The following is a 16,632-nucleotide window of genomic DNA, read 5'->3' as shown; positions in this document are numbered from 1 at the left end:
CTTAGCGGCGTGCCTGCTCGGCGGCGCGCACGCTGTCTTCGCGCAACGCGGTCATCAACCGCTGCAGATCCACCGGCACCGGCGCGCTGGCACGCACCGGCTCGCCGCTGACCGGATGCAGGAATTCCAGGGTTTCGGCATGCAACGCCTGGCGCTTGAAGGTGCGTAATTCATGCACCAATTCGTCGCTGGCGCCCTTGGGCAACTTGAGCGCGCCGCCGTACAGCGGGTCGCCGACGATCGGCGATTTCAGATGTGCCATATGCACGCGAATCTGATGGGTGCGCCCGGTTTCCAGGCGACATTCCAGCGCGGTGTGCGCACGGAAGCGCTCGCGCAGGCGGTAATGGGTGACCGCATCGCGGCCGTCGTCGCGCACCGCCATCTTCAGCCGATCGCGCGGGTGGCGGTCGATCGGCGCATTGGCGGTGCCGCCGGAGACCAGCGCGCCCACCACCACCGCCAGATACTGGCGATGCACATCGCGCGCGGACAGCTGCTCCACCAGCGCGGTCTGCGCCTGCACGGTGCGCGCCACCACCATCACGCCGCTGGTGTCCTTGTCCAGACGATGCACCACGCCGGCACGCGGCACGGCCGCAAGCGCCGGGTCGCGGAACAGCAGCGCATTGACCAGGGTGCCGTCCGGGTTGCCGGCGCCCGGGTGGACCACCAACCCGGCCGGCTTGTCGATCACCAGCACCTGGTCGTCTTCGTACAACACGCTCAGCGGGATGTCCTGCGGCTCGGAACGGGTCTGGATTTCCAGCACCACCTGCACCTGCACGCTCTCGCCGCCGCGCAAGGTGTCGCGCGGACGTGCCATTTCGCCGTTCAGCAGCGCATCGCCGGACTTGATCCACTCCGACAGCCGCGAGCGCGAGAATTCGGGGAACAGCTCGGCCAGCACCGCGTCGAAACGGCGCCCTGCGGCGTTGTCGGGCACGATGGCCTGGCGGATGGACGGGTCGAGGGGTTCGGCAGATGGGTCAGACATGGACACAGGCACTCAGGCAAAAGCGGGAATTTGGGGTCCGGGCGGCGGGAGTCAGTCGCCGGACAGGCCACTAGGCTATCATCGCGCTCTCGTTTTCCTGATGCGTCCTGCCCAGACCCATGATCCGACGGTCCACGTTTTCCGCGCCTGCGCGCCTGATTGCCCTCATGCTGGTGATGGCGTTCGTCGTCACCGGTTGCCACCGCGGCGCCAAGAACAAGAATCCCGACGAAGGCATGCCGGTCGAGCAGCTGTACGGCAAGAGCCACGGCCTGATGGAGAAAGGCAACTGGGCCGGCGCCGAAGCCAGCTACAAGCGCCTGATCGCCCAGTACCCGTACGGCCCGTACACCGAGCAGGCGATGATCGAGACTGCGTATGCGCAGTACAAGGCCGGCAAGCACGACGACACCGTCTCCAGCGTCGACCGCTTTATCCGTACCTACCCGACCCATCGCAACATCTCGTATCTGTATTACCTGCGCGGGCTGGCCAACAGCAACCGCGATACGGTGTTCCTGCGCCGCGTGTGGTCGCTGGACCCGAGCCGTCGCGATCTGTCCTCGCCGCAGCAGGCCTACAACGACTTCAACACCGTCACCGACCGCTACCCGAACAGCCGTTACGCGCCGGATGCGCGCAAGCGCATGATCGAACTGCGCGACGTGTTCGCCCAGCATGAGCTGGACAACGCGCTGTACTACCTGCGTCGCAATGCCTGGGTCTCGGCGGCCGGTCGTGCCAATTACCTGCTGGAAACCTATCCGCAGAGCGCCTACCAGTACGACGCAGTCGCGGTGCTGGCCGAGGCCTACACCCACCTGGGCAACAAGACCCTGGCCGCCGACGCGCGCCGCGTGCTGGAGCTCAACAGCCCGCAGCATCCGTGGCTGACCGGCAACTGGCCGAAGTACCCGTGGGCCATCCGCAAGCTCAACCCGTTCGCTGGCGAGAAATCCGCCGCCAGCGGCGAGCGCAACTCGCAGATGAGTCGCGACTGAGACAGCGGACGCAGCTGAACACCCAAAAGGGGCCGCAAGGCCCCTTTTTTATTGCGGCAATGCGGATGCAGCAACACGCCTGCGATGGCAGCGTGCCGATTGCCGCAGGCACTTGCGGTGCCAAACGACGGTCACCTCTGATCCACCGGGCGACTGACCGCCCAGCATGACGTAGCTGCACGGCGGTATCCCACGCGTTATCGCACCGCTGAGCGCGACCGCCTGCGGCCTTGCGAGCACGTCGCCAGACCTGGCACCAGGTCACCGAACCGCGCATGCGCGCTGCCTATACTCGGCCTCGAAGAAGATCCGACTCCCCCACCGGTGCCAGCCAAGGAGGCCGCATGTCTCGCTCCATCGTCCCATTGATGCTCATGCTGTTGCTGGCGACACTGACCGCGACCGCTACTGCGGCGCCCATCGTCTACGGCGTCAACGCCCACGACAATCGCCCCGGCTACCCCATGGCCCAGGCCGAGGCACGCTTCAAACTGCTGGCCGCGCGCAACCTGCGCAGCTACCGGTTCGATGTGGACCCGCGCGATTACGCAACGCTGGATGCCCTGGTCCCACTGGCGCGTCAGTACGGCATCACGCTGCGCCCGATGGTCTACCCGATGTCGCGCGAGATCGGCTACCAGCTGGCACGTCGCTATGCGGCCGACATCAAGGTCTGGGAGATCGGCAACGAACAGGATCTGGTGCGCGCCGAGGCAGATGCCCGCATCGCGGCGATGACCACGATGTATCTGGGCATGCGCCAGGCCTCCAACGAACTGGGCGCCGGCCTGCGCTTCACCATCAACATCACCGCCTGCAACAGCGACGACCGCAGCGCCAACGCGCGTTGCCCGGGCGATCGCAATGGCTCGCTGTGGTTTCTGGCCAAGGCCAAGGCGGCCGGCTTCGACTTCGATCACATCAGCTTCCACTACTACGCCTTCCACCGCGATGCCGGTTACTGGACCGAGTTGTATCTGGGCCAGCTGCGCACCGCCGCGCAAACCTACAACACCCCGATATTCTTCAACGAGCTGAACTGTGCAGAGATCTACACCGGCAATACCACCGGCGGTGCAGAAGGCGATCGCGGCTGCTACGACAGCCTGGCGCAGTTGCTAAGCAACGTGCGCGCCAACTATGCCGACGTGGTGTCCGAAGTGAACGTGTACGAATTGCTGGACCAGACCACGATCCAGGGCGCCGAAGGCCACTTCGGCCTGATGTACGACCTGGCGCGGCCCAAGCCGACCCTGGACCTGCTCACCCGCTTCGCGCAACCGCCGGCCACCGCAGCGGCAGCCGGCGCGTCCGGCTACTGACCGGAATAGCCAATCGGGCTACTGACCGGAATAGCCATTGGTGATCGGGTAACGCCGCTCGCGACCGAAGGCGCGCCGCGACACCTTCGGGCCGGGCGCGGACTGATGACGCTTCCACTCGTTGAGCCGCACCAGCCGCAGCACGTGCTCCACCGTATCGGCGGCATAGCCGGCCGCAACGATGTCGTCGCGCGACTGCTCCTGATCGACGTAGCGATACAGGATCCCGTCGAGCACGTCGTAGGGCGGCAGCGAATCCTGGTCGGTCTGGTTGTCGCGCAACTCGGCCGAAGGCGGGCGCGAAATCACTGCCGGCGGAATCACCGGCGCCCCGCCCACGGTATTGCGCCACTTGGCCAGGCCGAACACTTCGGTCTTGTACAGGTCCTTGAGCGGGGCGTAGCCGCCGCACATGTCGCCGTAAATGGTGGCGTAACCCACCGCGTATTCGCTCTTGTTGCCGGTGGTCAGCAGCAGCCCGCCGAACTTGTTGGACAGCGCCATCAGGATCACCCCGCGGCTGCGCGACTGCAGATTTTCTTCGGTGACATCCGGCTGGGTACCCTCGAACATCGGGCCGAGTGCGGCGAGCAACCCTTCGAACGCCGGCTCGATCGCAATGGCTTCCAGCTTGACCCCCAGCGCGCGGCATTGCTCCTCGGCCAGATCGTTGGATAGGTTGGCGGTGTAGCGCGACGGTAGCCGCACTGCGGTGACGTTGTCGCCGCCCAGCGCATCGACCGCCATCGCCAGCACCAGCGCCGAATCGATGCCGCCGGACAGGCCCAGCCAGACCTTGCTGAAGCCGTTCTTGCGGCAATAGTCCTGCAAGCCGCGCACCACGGCGCGCCAGGCCAGCGCATCCATGCTTTCGTCGCCATCGTCCACCCACACCACCGGGGTAAAGCTGCGCTCGCCGGCGGCGTAGTCCACCACCAGCCACTGATCGACGAAGGCGGCGGCGGCCGGATGCACGGTACCATCGCCATCGGCCACCACCGATGCGCCGTCGAACACCAGCGCGTCCTGGCCGCCGACCACGTTGAGGTAGGCAATCGCCGCCCCGCTCTCGCGGGTGCGCTCGGCCAGCAGGGCATCGCGCTGCGCATGCTTGCCGCGCTCGTAGGGCGAGGCATTGGGCACCAGCACCAGCTCGGCACCGGCCTGCACGGTCCTGGCCAGCGGCTCGGCAAACCACAGGTCCTCGCAGATCACCACGCCCACCTGCACGCCCTTGACCGTGACCACGCAGTTGTCGCCATCCGGGTCCACATCGAAGTAGCGGCGCTCGTCGAACACCGCGTAGTTGGGTAGTTCGCGCTTGCGATACGTCGCTTCGATACGCCCGTCGCTTAACACGCTGGCGGCGTTGTAGACCACGCTGCCGGCACTCTGCGGCCAGCCGACCACCGCCACGATCCCGCGCGTGTTGGCGGCGATACGCGCGAGCGCTTCTTCGCAATGGGCTAGAAAACCGGGCCGCAGCAGCAGATCTTCCGGCGGGTAGCCGCTGATCGCCAACTCGGGAAACAGCACGATGTCCGCATCGAACTCGTCGCGCGCTGCCGCGATGAACTCGATGATGCGATCGGTATTGCGCGCCACGGCGCCGACCGGGAAGTCGAACTGCGCCATGGCGATGCGAAGCGTCTGGGACATGGGAAGGCCTATGCGGATGCAACTGGAGAGGCGTGGCTGTGCCGCATCCCGCAAGAGACCGAGATGCAGATCAGCGTTGCCGCCAAGCCTGCATTATTCCAGAAGCGCGCGAACCTGCTGCGGTCCGCCGCTGCGCCAGTGCGTTTCGGTAAGCCGCACCCAAATAGTGACCCGCTTCGACGACCAGAACGACCCGGCGACCGGCGAGCCGGTGATGACCTCGGCCGCATTCCATGCGTGTGCGCGTAGCACGCCGCATAGCGCGACCTGCGTTGCATCCAGCAGCAATCAATCAGACGGTGCGCACTGTCGGGTGGATGTGGGGCCGCGTTACGGAATGCGCAGCGCGACGCAGGCATAGCGGATGCTGCGCGCCGCGCACACCGAACCGATAACGGCTCACCACGGTGTGCCGGCCCTTGCAATGGCTAATCCCAAAAGCCGAACGCGCACCGATGCTGCGCGTTCGGCACACAGCGGCAACGGGCTCAGCCTGCCTGCAGTGCCCGTACCACCATCGCGCTATCCACTACCTGCTCCATCCGCACGATCTTGCTGTCCTGAAAGTGGTACAGATGCGCAAACGCGGCCTGCATGGTGTTGCCGGTCTTGCGATAACGCCCGGAGTACACACCGAACGCAGCCACCCACTCGCCATCGGCCAGGTAGGTATGCACCTTCGCTTGATAGCCCTCCCACTCGCTCGCCAGGCGCTCGAACACATTGGCGAAAATGGCGTCCGCGCCGACGTAGGTGCCCGCATACGGGAACCCGGCCGCTTCGGTCCAGTGCGCATCGGCCGCCAACGCGGCGCGTAGGTGCCTGGCGTTTTCTTCCGGCGCGTTTTCGTAGGTGTTGCGGATGATCTCCAGCGGCGTCGTCATTGCATCAGCCCCACTGCATCTCGCCGGTGGCGACCTTGGCGCCGATCTGCAATGCCACGGCCATACCGGCATCGGGATAGCGCGCGGTCATGGCCTTGATCAGGTCTGCACTGTTGCTGTGCCTGGCCAGCTCTTCTTCGAAGGCCAGCAGATAGTCACGCGTATAGGTGATGGCCGATACATCGATTGGCGCACCCGGCACCATGTGCCCCGGCACCACGACCGATGGCTGCCGCGCCGCCATGCTGTCCAGCGTCTTGCGCCAGGCTGCACGCCCTTCGGCACCGCGTGTGTCGGCCGTCCACACATGCGTGCCGGAGAACACCAGCACGCCACCGACGATCGCCTTGAGCGCCGGCACCCACACGTAGCGTCGATTGGCCAGACCGTCGGCATCGACGATCTCCAGTGCGTGGTCTTCCAGGGTGAGCGTAGGGCCGTCGAACGCCTCTGGCATCACGATGTCGGCCAAGGTTTGGGGGCCGTTTTCCTTCAGCTGCGGGCCCCAGGTGGCCAGCTTTTTTTCGACATTGCCCTTGATCGCAGCGATGGTGGCCGAGGCGGCGATGACGCGCGCCTTGGGGAAGGCGGCCTTGATCGGCGCCAGGCTGAAGTAATAGTCCGGGTCGCTCTGGCTGATGTAGATGGTGGTCAGCGTCTTGCCGCTGGCACGGATGGCCTCGGCAAGCGCCTTACCGTCGGGCAGCGTAAAGCCGCCATCGATCAGCACCGCATCGCGTGCGCCGGAAATCAGCACCGGCGCGCGGAAGAACCCATGTTCGCCGGCGGGGAAATGGTGATAGGTCAGTGTGGTCTGTGCAGCCATGGCGGTATTCGCTCCAAGGACGGCCGTCGCGACACTCGCAACAGCCAGGGTTTTGATGACGTCTCGTCGGGTTGGCATTGGTTTTGGCCTTTTTGGATGGCGATGGATTGGTCGTCAAAGCAGTTAATCGGGATCGAAATTGCGTCAATCAGCGCGCGTGTAAGGCGATGCCTGGGCCGGCGCAGCCCGTGCGCCCGTACCCTCATCCGGCGCTACGCGCCACCTTCTCCCGATGGGAGAAGGGAGCGAGAGCCCCTCTCCCGCCGGGGCACCAGGGCACGGCTTACGTGCCACTGGCGCGTGTGCCTTGGTGCGCCCGCGCCACTGGCGCGGGCCGGGGCGCGGAGCGGGGGTTGGGGTGAGGGTGCGACGGAAGACAGCCAATCCGACAGCAAGAAACCACGCGCCAGAACACCTAAAAACGCCCAGCATCCAACTGCTGCAGCAAGGCCTCGGGATTTCCATAACCAGCGCCGACATCTAGCAACCACCGCTTGCTAGACGACTGCGCAACCAAGGTCGGGACGCCACGCGCACCGAACTCCTGCAGCAGTGACTGCGCCTTGTCGATGCGCGCCTGCGTCAGCGCAAGCAGCGGCGCATCCGGCGCAGCGATCTGCTCTGCGGCCTGCTCCAGACCCAGCGATTCCAGCAGGCCAGCCAGCGTGCCAAATGCAGTCACATCATCGCCATCCGCATAACGCGCTTTTTGGATCGCCTCCAGCACCTGCAATTCGCGCGAGGGGTCGATGCGCGCCACCGCCGTCAGCGCCAGCGTCGCCAGGCCGCTGTCGAAGCGCTGCTGACGATCGCCGAGCACGCGCTGACGATACTGCTCGCTGAAAACCTGGCCGGTCAGCTGCGCAATGCGCTGATCGTTGGACCAGGCGTAGCCCGCGAAGGTGTCGTCCATTGCCCTGGCGCCAGCGCCCAGAAACAGGCCGGCGGGCAGCAATTCAAGGGTGACGTCGGCCCGCGCCTGCAACGCCGAGACCACGGTCGTCGCGCCGTAGCACCAGCCGCACAGCGGGTCATAGAGGTAGTGAACAGTGGTGGACATGGCGGCGGCATCCAGTGGCGATGGACGCATCCTAGGCCGCTTCCGTTGACTCTTAAATCCATCCGCAATAAACATACCGTATGCCAATGACATACAATCGAACCGAGTCCGGCCCCGGTGGCCTGGGTCATCTGCGCCGGCTGGCGTATTTCGTCGCTGTGGTGGAAACCGGCTCGTTTACGGCAGCGGCCGAGCGCCTGGGCATCACCAAGGCGGTGGTGAGCCAGCAGGTCGCCCGCCTGGAACGCGAATGCCGCACCTCGCTGTTGGTGCGCACGACCCGCAAGGTGCGCACCACCGAACTCGGGCAGGCGTTCTATCAGCGCTGCGCGGCGATCCTGCGCGATACCGACGATGCCTTCGATGCACTGACCGACACCGCCGCCGAACCGTCCGGCCTGCTCAGGCTCACCGCACCGCTGGACTACGGCGTACGCGTGGTGGTGCCGGCCATCGCGGCCTTCTCCCGGCGCTATCCAGCTTGTAAGGTCGACGCGATTCTCAGCGACCAGACTCTGGACCTGATGACGGCCAACATCGAGCTTGCGATCCGCGTCGGCTGGCTGGCCGAAAGCAGCCTGCAGGCACGCAAGATCGGTGCGTTCCGGCAGTTGCTGGTCGCGCCTTCCACGATGACCGCGCAGCTGGCCGGGCTCACCGCGCCACAGGACATCGCCACACTGCCGTTCATCGCCAACACGGCATTGCGCGATCATCAGCGCTGGCACTTCGCGCATGCCACGCACGCGCCGCAGAGTGTGGACGTGCAGCCGGCCATCTTTCTCGACGCCACCCTCGCCGTGCGCGAAGCGGTCTGCCAGGGTGCGGGAATCTCGGTACTGCCGGATTATGTGGTCGCCGATGATCTGGCCGCAGGTCGTTTACTGCATGTGCTGCCGCAGTGGCAGTTGCCGTCCGGTGGTATCCATGCGGTGTTCCCGGCAACGCGCTTTCGACCGGCAAAAGTGCGTGCGTTCGTGGAGGTGTTGCTTGAGCAGACGGCGCAGCAGCACGCCCTCTAAATCGAACGCTGCGAGCCAGGCGAATTAGCCGATAAGCCATAACAGGCGGCGGCCACGAAGACACTGACACAACGCGGCAATTAGCCATCGGACCTGGCAATCCAATATCGCCACCATAAAAAAGGCCACCCGAAGGTGGCCTCTCTCACACTCACACGCTTGCGCGCGATGCGTGTTTCTTACTTCACCAGCGCAGCAATCGCCGCACCCAGATCGCCGGGCGAACGGACGGTCTTGACGCCAGCAGCTTCCATCGCCGCAAACTTGCCTTCGGCGGTGCCCTTGCCGCCCGATGCGATCGCACCGGCATGGCCCATGCGCTTGCCGGCCGGAGCCGAGGCACCGGCGATGAAGCCGACAACCGGCTTCTTGACGTGTGCCTTGATGTACTCGGCACCGGCTTCCTCGGCGTCGCCACCGATTTCGCCGACCATGATGATGCCTTCGGTCTGCGGGTCTTCGTTGAACAGCTTGAGGCAGTCGACGAAGTTCAGGCCGTTGATCGGGTCGCCGCCGATCCCGATGCAGGTGCTCTGGCCCAGGCCCACTTCGGTGGTCTGCTTGACCGCTTCATAGGTCAGGGTGCCCGAACGCGACACGATGCCGATCTTGCCCGGCTTGTGGATGTGGCCCGGCATGATGCCGATCTTGCACTCGCCCGGGGTGATCACGCCGGGGCAGTTCGGCCCGATCAGCACGGTGTCCGGATGGGCACGGGTCAGCACGTTCTTGACGCGCAGCATGTCCAGCACCGGGATGCCTTCGGTGATGCACACGATGACCTTGATACCGGCCGCGGCCGCTTCCAGGATCGCATCGGCCGCGTACGGCGGCGGCACATAGATCACCGACGCATCGGCGCCGGTGCTCTGCACGGCATCGGCCACGGTGTTGAACACCGGCAGGTCGATATGCGTGGTGCCGCCCTTGCCCGGCGTCACGCCACCGACGACCTGGGTGCCGTACTCGATCATCTGAGTGGCGTGGAAGGTGCCCTGCTGGCCAGTGAAGCCCTGCACGATCACCTTGGTGTACTTGTTAATCAAAACGGACATGGATAGTTCCTTCGGTGTCGTGAATCAGGCGGCGTTCTTGACAGCTTCAACGACTTTCTTGGCACCGTCGTTGATGTTGTCGGCCGGGATGATGGCCATGCCGCTGTCGCGCAGCAGCTGCTTGCCTTCTTCCACATTGGTGCCTTCCAGGCGCACCACGACCGGAACCTTGACGCCCACTTCCTTGACCGCGGCGATGATGCCCTCGGCAATCATGTCGCAACGGACGATGCCGCCGAAGATGTTGACGAAGATGCCTTCGACCTTGTCCGAGGACAGGATCAGCTTGAACGCCTCGATGACGCGCTGCTTGTTGGCACCGCCGCCCACGTCCAGGAAGTTCGCCGGCTCGCCGCCGTTGAGCTTGATCACGTCCATGGTGGCCATGGCCAGGCCTGCGCCGTTGACCATGCAACCGATGTTGCCGTCCATGGTGACGTAGTTGATGTCCAGCTCGGACGCGGTCACTTCGGTCTCGTCTTCCTGCGTCTTGTCGCGCATGGCGACCAGCTGCTTCTGACGGAACGCGGCGTTGTCGTCGCTGTCGAACTTGCCGTCCAGCGCATACAGGTTGCCGTCGTCCAGGATCGCCAGCGGGTTGATTTCAACCAGCGCCAGATCCTTTTCGTTGAACAGCTTGTACAGGTTCACCATGATGCTGGCGAACTGGCCGGCCTGCTTGGCGGTCAGGCCGAGCTTGAAGCCGAAATCGCGGCCGTGGTAACCCTGCACGCCTTCGACGAAATCGACGTTGAGCGCGTGGATCAGTTCCGGGGTTTCGGCAGCGACCTGCTCGATTTCCACGCCGCCTTCCGAAGAAGCGATGTAGGTGATGGTCTTGGTGCCACGGTCGACCAACACCGACAGGTACAGCTCCTTGACGATCTCACCGGCGGTGGTCACCAGCACCAGGTTGATCGGCAGCTCGACGCCGGCGGTCTGATAGGTGGACATCTTGGTGCCGAGCATCTTGGCTGCTGCGGCCTTCACATCGTCGGTGGTCTTGCAGAACTTGACGCCGCCAGCCTTGCCGCGGCCGCCCGCATGGATCTGCGCTTTCACCATCCAGGGGCCCTTGCCCAGGGAATTGGCGGCTTCGACCGCTTCGTCCGGAGTAGCCGCGACCTTACCGGCCGGGACGGGAATGCCGTACTCGGCAAGCAGCTGTTTTGACTGGTATTCGTGGAAATTCATGCGTCACCGTGGGAAAAGGAAACGACCGCTGCGTGCAACGCAGACCGCCAGGGCGGCACGTCAAGAGACGCGAACGGGCCGCCTATTGTGGCTGACCGCGCCGTGCGGCGCAAAATTCGACGATCGTGCCGGCCCGATTGCAGCGCTTGCACGCAGCGCCGCAGTGTGCACACGTGCTACGTAAACCGCGCACCTGCCTATACTCGCGGCTCGTTCCAGCGGGGGAATCGGTTTGCCATCCAGCGCATCGCTTATCGACCGGTTCCAGTCAGCGCCGCAGCGCGAGCTGTACTTTTTTTCGCTGTACCGGGTGCTGGTGGCGGGCCTGATCGCCGCACTGGTGTTCAGCCCCTTGTCCGATGCCATCCCCGAGCCGCGCTACCCGCGCCTGGCCGCCGGTGTGGCGATCGGGTACCTCTGCATCGCCGTGCCGCTGCTGTTCTGGGGCCGCAGCGAGCGCAGGCTGACCACCACCGTGTTCTGTTCGGTGCTGGCCGACATCCTCGCCGCCACCCTGGCCACGCACGCCCTGCCCGGCGCCAGTGCCGGCATCGCGATGATGTTGCTGTTCAATGTCGCCGCCGCCTCGCTGCTGCTGCGCCTGCGCTACGGCATGAGCATCGCGGTGCTCGCCAGCGGCGCCATCGTGCTGGAATACCTGTGGACCCTGCTCGAAGGCGGCGGCGCCGCCCGCCCGGTGGCCGAACTGGCCATGTTCGCCACCAGCTACGTCGCGGTGGCCTTCATCTGCGAACAGATCGGCTCGCGCGCGCGCCGCAACCAGGTGCTGGCGGAAGAACGCGGCGCGCAGGTGGCCAATCTCTACGAAATCAACGAACTGATCATCCGCCGCATGCGCACCGGCGTGCTGGTCGTCGATACGCACAACCACATCACCCTGGCCAACGAAGCGGCGCTGGCGTTGCTGGGCGATGGCGACCAGCGCAACGCCCCGGCCGACCTGTCGCTGGCCGCACTCACCCCGGAACTGGCACGCCGCCTGCAACGCTGGCGCAGCGGCTGGCGCGAAGAAGAGGCCCCTCTGCAACTGGGCGCCGACCGCCCGGAAGTGCAGCCGCGCTTCGTGCGCCTGCTCGCCGACAGCGACCTGGTACTGATCTTTCTGGACGACGCCACGGTGGTGTCGCGCCGCGCCGAATCGCTCACCTTGTCGGCGATGGGGCGCTTTTCTGCCAGTCTGGCGCACGAAATCCGCAACCCGCTCGCCGCAATCAGCTACGCCTCGCAGTTGCTGGAAGAGTCCCCGGACATCGGCGATGCCGACCGCCGCCTGCTGCAGATCATTCACCAGCAATGCCAACGCACCAACGGCATCGTCGAAAGCGTGCTCGCACTGGCCCGGCGCGAGCGCGCCAACCCGGACAACCTGGATCTGGCCGCATTCGTGCGCCGCTTCGTGGTCGAGTACCGGCAGACCCTGTCGATGGAAACCGACATCCTGGAGGCCAGCATCCAGGGCGCCTCCGTGCATGCGCTGGTCGACCCAAAGCATCTGCACCAGATCCTGACCGCCCTGGTCCACAACGCACTCAAGTACGGCCGGGTCATGGACGAACCGGCGCGGGTCAAGCTGCGCGTGGAGCGCCTGGAGCGCATGGCGGTGATCGATGTCATCGACCGCGGACCAGGTATTCCGGAAACGGTGGCCGCACAACTGTTCCGCCCGTTCTACACCACCTCCGAGCACGGCACCGGGCTGGGCCTGTACATCGCCCAGGAGCTGTGCCGCGCCAACCAGGCGCAACTGGATTACGTCTCGGTGCCGGGCGGCGGCGCGTGTTTCCGGATCCTGTTGCAGGGGCCCAATGGCTTGCTTGGGAAGTGAGTGATTGCTGCCCTGCATTGTCTGCAACGCGGATCCAAGGTGACAGCGCGACGCATTGATGGACGGACGTGTGTGGTGGCTCTGCGTGGGTCCAAACCCCGACGACAATTGTCGTCCGTCATCGCGCTGGGCTATCGTGCGCACCATGAGCGAACCCAAAAGTGCCCTGGTTGTCGATGACGAGCGTGATATCCGCGAGTTGCTTGTTCTCACCCTGGGCCGGATGGGCCTGCGCATCAGCACCGCTGCCAACCTGGCCGAAGCGCGCGAGTTGCTGGCCAACAACCCCTACGACCTGTGCCTGACCGACATGCGCTTGCCCGATGGCAACGGCATCGAACTGGTCACCGAAATCGCAAAGCAATATCCGCAGACCCCGGTGGCGATGATCACCGCGTTCGGCAGCATGGACCTGGCGGTGGAAGCGCTGAAGGCTGGCGCATTCGACTTCGTCAGCAAGCCGGTGGACATCAGCGTGCTGCGCGGCCTGGTCAAGCACGCACTGGAATTGAACAACCGCGACCGCCCCGCCCCGCCGCCGCCGCCGCCGGAACAGGCCAGCCGCCTGCTGGGCGACTCCAGCGCGATGGAAAGCCTGCGCGCCACCATCGGGAAGGTCGCGCGCAGCCAGGCGCCGGTTTACATCGTCGGCGAATCGGGCGTGGGCAAGGAGCTGGTCGCACGCACCATCCACGAACAAGGCGCACGCGCCGCCGGCCCGTTCGTGCCGGTGAACTGCGGCGCCATTCCCGCCGAATTGATGGAAAGCGAATTCTTCGGCCACAAGAAAGGCAGCTTCACCGGCGCGCATGCCGACAAGCCCGGCCTGTTTCAGGCCGCGCATGGCGGCACGCTGTTCCTGGACGAAGTGGCCGAATTGCCGTTGCAGATGCAGGTCAAACTGCTGCGCGCCATCCAGGAGAAATCAGTGCGCCCGGTCGGCGCCTCCAGCGAATCGCTGGTGGACGTGCGCATCCTCTCGGCCACCCACAAGGACCTCGGCGACCTGGTCTCCGACGGCCGTTTCCGCCACGACCTGTACTACCGCATCAACGTGATCGAACTGCGCGTCCCGCCCCTGCGCGAACGCAGCGGCGACCTGCCGCAACTGGCCGCCGCCATCATCGCGCGCCTGGCACGCAGCCACGGCCGCCCGATCCCGCTACTGACCCAATCCGCGCTCGACGCGCTGGACACATACGGCTTCCCCGGCAACGTGCGCGAACTGGAAAACATCCTCGAACGCGCCCTGGCCCTGGCCGAAGACGACCAGATCAGCGCCAGCGATCTGCGCCTGCCCGCCCACGGCGGCCACCGCCTCGCCGCCAGCCCCGGCAGCGCCGCCGTTGAACCCCGCGAAGCCGTGGTCGACATCGACCCGGCCTCGGCCGCCCTGCCCTCTTACATCGAGCAACTCGAGCGCGCCGCGATCCAGAAAGCGCTGGAAGAAAACCGGTGGAACAAGACCAGAACCGCCGCACAGCTAGGCATCACGTTTCGTGCGCTTCGTTACAAGCTGAAGAAGTTGGGGATGGAGTGAGATTGGGTCGGGCGCCGAACGCGCTTGATTGAGCGCTCAACCTGATTGAGCGCTCTACCTTGATGCAGGAAGCGCTAGTCCCATCACTCAGCGAGCAACAGCGCAGTTCGCACTTGCCGGCCAGCCAATAGCGACGACGCCGAACTAAAGCGCACTCAGCAGCTCAACCCGGAAGAACACCTACACAGACAAGGCGCCGACCGCGCATACCCCAACGCAGTCAGCGGAACCGCCTCTCCCTTCTCCCCTCGGGAGAAGGTGCCCGAAGGGCGGATGAGGGTACGTCGGCACAGCCGCCACACCCTTCCAAAACTCAGCCAACGACAGAACAGGGCAACCACTCAGTCCTTGGTCACCCGATTGATCTCCGCCAGGCTCGTCACCCCATGTGCCGCCTTGACCAGCGCCGACTGCCGTAAATCGCGGATGCCGATTCTCTGCGCCGCCTCGGCGATCTGCATCGCGTTACCGCCTTCCAGCACGATCGCGCCGATCTCATCGGTCATCGGCATCACCTGATAGATACCGGTACGGCCCTTGTAGCCCTCGGTGCACTCATCGCAGCCGACCGCCTCGTACAGTTCGATTCCGGCAGCGACCTGCTCTGCGGTGAACCCTTCGGCAAGCAGCGCGTGCTCCGGCAGCGGTGCCTTGCGCTTGCAGTGATTGCACAACCGCCGCGCCAGACGCTGCGCAATAACCAAGGTCACCGACGAAGTGATGTTGTACGGCGCAATGCCCATGTTCATCAGGCGCGCGATCGTCTGCGGCGCATCGTTGGTGTGCAGAGTGGACAACACCATGTGACCGGTCTGCGCCGCCTTGATTGCGATCTCGGCCGTCTCAAGGTCGCGGATTTCGCCGACCATGATGATGTCCGGATCCTGGCGGAGGAACGAGCGCAACGCCGCAGCAAACGTCATGCCGCGCTTGACGTTCTGCTGCACCTGATTCACGCCAGGCAAGCGGATTTCGACCGGATCCTCGGCCGTGGAAATATTGCGCGTCTCATCGTTGAGGATGCCCAGCGCCGTATACAACGACACCGTCTTACCCGAACCGGTCGGCCCGGTCACCAGCACCATGCCGTAGGGCTTGTGGATCGCATCCAGAAACAGCTTTTGCTGATCCGCCTCATAGCCCAGCTTCTCGATCCCCAGCTTGGCCGCACTGGCGTCCAGAATACGCAGCACCACTTTCTCGCCGAACAAGGTCGGCAAGGTGCTCACACGGAAGTCGATCTGCTTGGTCTTGGACAGGTTGAGCTTGATGCGCCCGTCCTGCGGCACCCGCTTCTCGGCGATATCCAGCTGCGACATGACCTTCAAGCGCGCCGCGATGCGCTGGCTCAGCTTCACCGGCGCCTTGGCCACGTTCTTCAGCAGGCCATCGATCCGCAAGCGCACCCGGTAGTCGTCTTCGTACGGCTCGAAATGGATGTCCGAGGCTCCCCGCCGGATCGCATCCACCAGCACCTTGTTGACGAACTTCACCACCGGCGTGTCGTCGCCCTTGGCATCGACCCCGGAATCCCCGCCGGTGCCCATGTCCTCGTCCCCGGTGGAGACGTCCAGATCCCCCATATCGTCGTCGTCTCCCATTGAGGAGACGAGCGCAGCATTGCTGGCCTGCCACTGTTCCAATGTACGCCTGATCTGGTCTTCATCCACCAGAATCGGCTCCACCACCAGATTGGTGTGAAACTTGATGTCGTCCAGCGCACGAGTCTGGGTCGGGTTGCTCACACCCACGAACAACCGGTTGCCGCGCTTGAACAGCGGTAGCACCTGGTACTTCTGGAGCAACTCTTCGCTCACCAGCTTGACCGCATTCTGGCTTGCGTCGAACACCGACACGTCCATCAACGGCATACCAAACTCAACTGCATTGGCTGCTGCTAGTTGAGCTGCTGAAACAATCTTCTTTTCCGCAAACCATTGCGGCAGCGGGATTTTTGCTTGACTGGCCTGGTCCATCGCAGTGCGTGCTACGGACTCCTCCAACGCGCCGTCCTGAACTAAGCGACGAGCGATTCCGGTTATGCCTGCCAGGTTAGCGGTCATCAACGAATTCATTTTTGCCCCTAGATGTTGGCGCAGATCAAAACCGTCTCATTCAGTCCTTAACCAATCATGCCAAAAGCGTACAAACAAGCGAGAAAATTATAGATTCAGATAATAGAGAATGGCGGGGAAGCCATGCTTCCCCGCCATTCTAACGACAACT

Annotated in this window: 13 protein-coding genes; 5 read left to right on the top strand and 8 right to left on the bottom strand. The window is 64.6% G+C overall.

Annotated features, from left to right (window positions below; genetic code table 11):
* Window position 1 precedes the first annotated feature (1 nt).
* Window positions 2-997: a 23S rRNA pseudouridine(1911/1915/1917) synthase RluD gene (gene rluD / locus ABS769_RS00845; protein WP_023904896.1), complete on the bottom strand. Its 996-nt coding sequence runs from the start codon at window positions 995-997 to the stop codon at window positions 2-4.
* Between the two features lie 119 nt (window positions 998-1,116).
* Between rluD and ABS769_RS00840 the strand changes: the two genes are divergently transcribed.
* On the top strand, window positions 1,117-1,998 hold the full coding sequence (locus tag ABS769_RS00840) for an outer membrane protein assembly factor BamD (protein ID WP_006450711.1): 882 nt from the start codon (window positions 1,117-1,119) through the stop codon (window positions 1,996-1,998).
* Window positions 1,999-2,342: 344 nt separating this feature from the next.
* On the top strand, window positions 2,343-3,320 hold the full coding sequence (locus tag ABS769_RS00835; protein ID WP_317061794.1) for a hypothetical protein: 978 nt from the start codon (window positions 2,343-2,345) through the stop codon (window positions 3,318-3,320).
* An 18-nt stretch (window positions 3,321-3,338) separates the two neighbouring features.
* Here ABS769_RS00835 and ABS769_RS00830 read toward each other — a convergent pair whose 3' ends face one another.
* The 4 genes from ABS769_RS00830 to ABS769_RS00815 form a co-directional block, all read right to left on the bottom strand.
* The gene (locus tag ABS769_RS00830) at window positions 3,339-4,979 is read right to left on the bottom strand and encodes an NAD+ synthase (RefSeq protein ID WP_317061795.1); all 1,641 of its coding nucleotides are present in this window, start codon (window positions 4,977-4,979) and stop codon (window positions 3,339-3,341) included.
* A gap of 488 nt (window positions 4,980-5,467) precedes the next feature.
* The gene (locus tag ABS769_RS00825; RefSeq protein ID WP_317061796.1) at window positions 5,468-5,863 is read right to left on the bottom strand and encodes a nuclear transport factor 2 family protein; all 396 of its coding nucleotides are present in this window, start codon (window positions 5,861-5,863) and stop codon (window positions 5,468-5,470) included.
* A gap of 4 nt (window positions 5,864-5,867) precedes the next feature.
* A complete protein-coding gene (locus ABS769_RS00820) occupies window positions 5,868-6,689 on the bottom strand; it encodes an MBL fold metallo-hydrolase (RefSeq protein ID WP_238601887.1) in 822 nt (273 codons plus the stop codon).
* Between the two features lie 415 nt (window positions 6,690-7,104).
* A complete protein-coding gene (locus tag ABS769_RS00815; protein ID WP_317061797.1) occupies window positions 7,105-7,749 on the bottom strand; it encodes a DsbA family protein in 645 nt (214 codons plus the stop codon).
* 86 nt (window positions 7,750-7,835) lie between these two features.
* On the opposite strand from ABS769_RS00815, the gene ABS769_RS00810 reads away from it, so the two are divergent.
* Window positions 7,836-8,771 (top strand): LysR family transcriptional regulator, encoded by a 936-nt coding sequence (locus ABS769_RS00810; protein ID WP_317061798.1) that lies wholly within the window; start codon window positions 7,836-7,838, stop codon window positions 8,769-8,771.
* Between the two features lie 179 nt (window positions 8,772-8,950).
* Here ABS769_RS00810 and sucD read toward each other — a convergent pair whose 3' ends face one another.
* Both sucD and sucC read right to left on the bottom strand, forming a co-directional pair.
* Entirely contained in the window at window positions 8,951-9,826 is an 876-nt protein-coding gene (gene sucD, locus ABS769_RS00805) for a succinate--CoA ligase subunit alpha (RefSeq protein WP_317061799.1), read from the bottom strand.
* A 24-nt stretch (window positions 9,827-9,850) separates the two neighbouring features.
* Window positions 9,851-11,020 (bottom strand): ADP-forming succinate--CoA ligase subunit beta, encoded by a 1,170-nt coding sequence (gene sucC / locus ABS769_RS00800; RefSeq protein ID WP_006450728.1) that lies wholly within the window; start codon window positions 11,018-11,020, stop codon window positions 9,851-9,853.
* A gap of 232 nt (window positions 11,021-11,252) precedes the next feature.
* On the opposite strand from sucC, the gene ABS769_RS00795 reads away from it, so the two are divergent.
* Together ABS769_RS00795 and ABS769_RS00790 are read left to right on the top strand one after the other, a co-directional pair.
* Window positions 11,253-12,866 carry a sensor histidine kinase gene (locus ABS769_RS00795; RefSeq protein ID WP_176338867.1) on the top strand — a complete coding sequence of 538 codons (1,614 nt, stop codon included), beginning with the start codon at window positions 11,253-11,255 and terminating at the stop codon, window positions 12,864-12,866.
* Between the two features lie 145 nt (window positions 12,867-13,011).
* Window positions 13,012-14,406: a sigma-54-dependent transcriptional regulator gene (locus ABS769_RS00790; RefSeq protein WP_430544157.1), complete on the top strand. Its 1,395-nt coding sequence runs from the start codon at window positions 13,012-13,014 to the stop codon at window positions 14,404-14,406.
* A 341-nt stretch (window positions 14,407-14,747) separates the two neighbouring features.
* Here ABS769_RS00790 and pilB read toward each other — a convergent pair whose 3' ends face one another.
* Window positions 14,748-16,481: a type IV-A pilus assembly ATPase PilB gene (gene pilB, locus ABS769_RS00785; protein ID WP_317061801.1), complete on the bottom strand. Its 1,734-nt coding sequence runs from the start codon at window positions 16,479-16,481 to the stop codon at window positions 14,748-14,750.
* Window positions 16,482-16,632 lie beyond the last annotated feature (151 nt).

This window comes from Xanthomonas hortorum, from assembly GCF_040279205.1.
Classification (GTDB): Bacteria; Pseudomonadota; Gammaproteobacteria; order Xanthomonadales; family Xanthomonadaceae; genus Xanthomonas; species Xanthomonas hortorum_F.
This window is presented reverse-complemented; position numbering and strand designations above follow the sequence as displayed.

What these genes read in the sequence shown, in the direction of transcription:
- rluD (WP_023904896.1), bottom strand. Translation starts at nt 997, where the DNA reads ATGTCTGACCCATCTGCCGAACCCCTCGACCCGTCCATCCGCCAGGCC.
- ABS769_RS00840 (WP_006450711.1), top strand. Translation starts at nt 1,117, where the DNA reads ATGATCCGACGGTCCACGTTTTCCGCGCCTGCGCGCCTGATTGCCCTC.
- ABS769_RS00835 (WP_317061794.1), top strand. Translation starts at nt 2,343, where the DNA reads ATGTCTCGCTCCATCGTCCCATTGATGCTCATGCTGTTGCTGGCGACA.
- ABS769_RS00830 (WP_317061795.1), bottom strand. Translation starts at nt 4,979, where the DNA reads ATGTCCCAGACGCTTCGCATCGCCATGGCGCAGTTCGACTTCCCGGTC.
- ABS769_RS00825 (WP_317061796.1), bottom strand. Translation starts at nt 5,863, where the DNA reads ATGACGACGCCGCTGGAGATCATCCGCAACACCTACGAAAACGCGCCG.
- ABS769_RS00820 (WP_238601887.1), bottom strand. Translation starts at nt 6,689, where the DNA reads ATGGCTGCACAGACCACACTGACCTATCACCATTTCCCCGCCGGCGAA.
- ABS769_RS00815 (WP_317061797.1), bottom strand. Translation starts at nt 7,749, where the DNA reads ATGTCCACCACTGTTCACTACCTCTATGACCCGCTGTGCGGCTGGTGC.
- ABS769_RS00810 (WP_317061798.1), top strand. Translation starts at nt 7,836, where the DNA reads ATGACATACAATCGAACCGAGTCCGGCCCCGGTGGCCTGGGTCATCTG.
- sucD (WP_317061799.1), bottom strand. Translation starts at nt 9,826, where the DNA reads ATGTCCGTTTTGATTAACAAGTACACCAAGGTGATCGTGCAGGGCTTC.
- sucC (WP_006450728.1), bottom strand. Translation starts at nt 11,020, where the DNA reads ATGAATTTCCACGAATACCAGTCAAAACAGCTGCTTGCCGAGTACGGC.
- ABS769_RS00790 (WP_430544157.1), top strand. Translation starts at nt 13,012, where the DNA reads ATGAGCGAACCCAAAAGTGCCCTGGTTGTCGATGACGAGCGTGATATC.
- pilB (WP_317061801.1), bottom strand. Translation starts at nt 16,481, where the DNA reads ATGAATTCGTTGATGACCGCTAACCTGGCAGGCATAACCGGAATCGCT.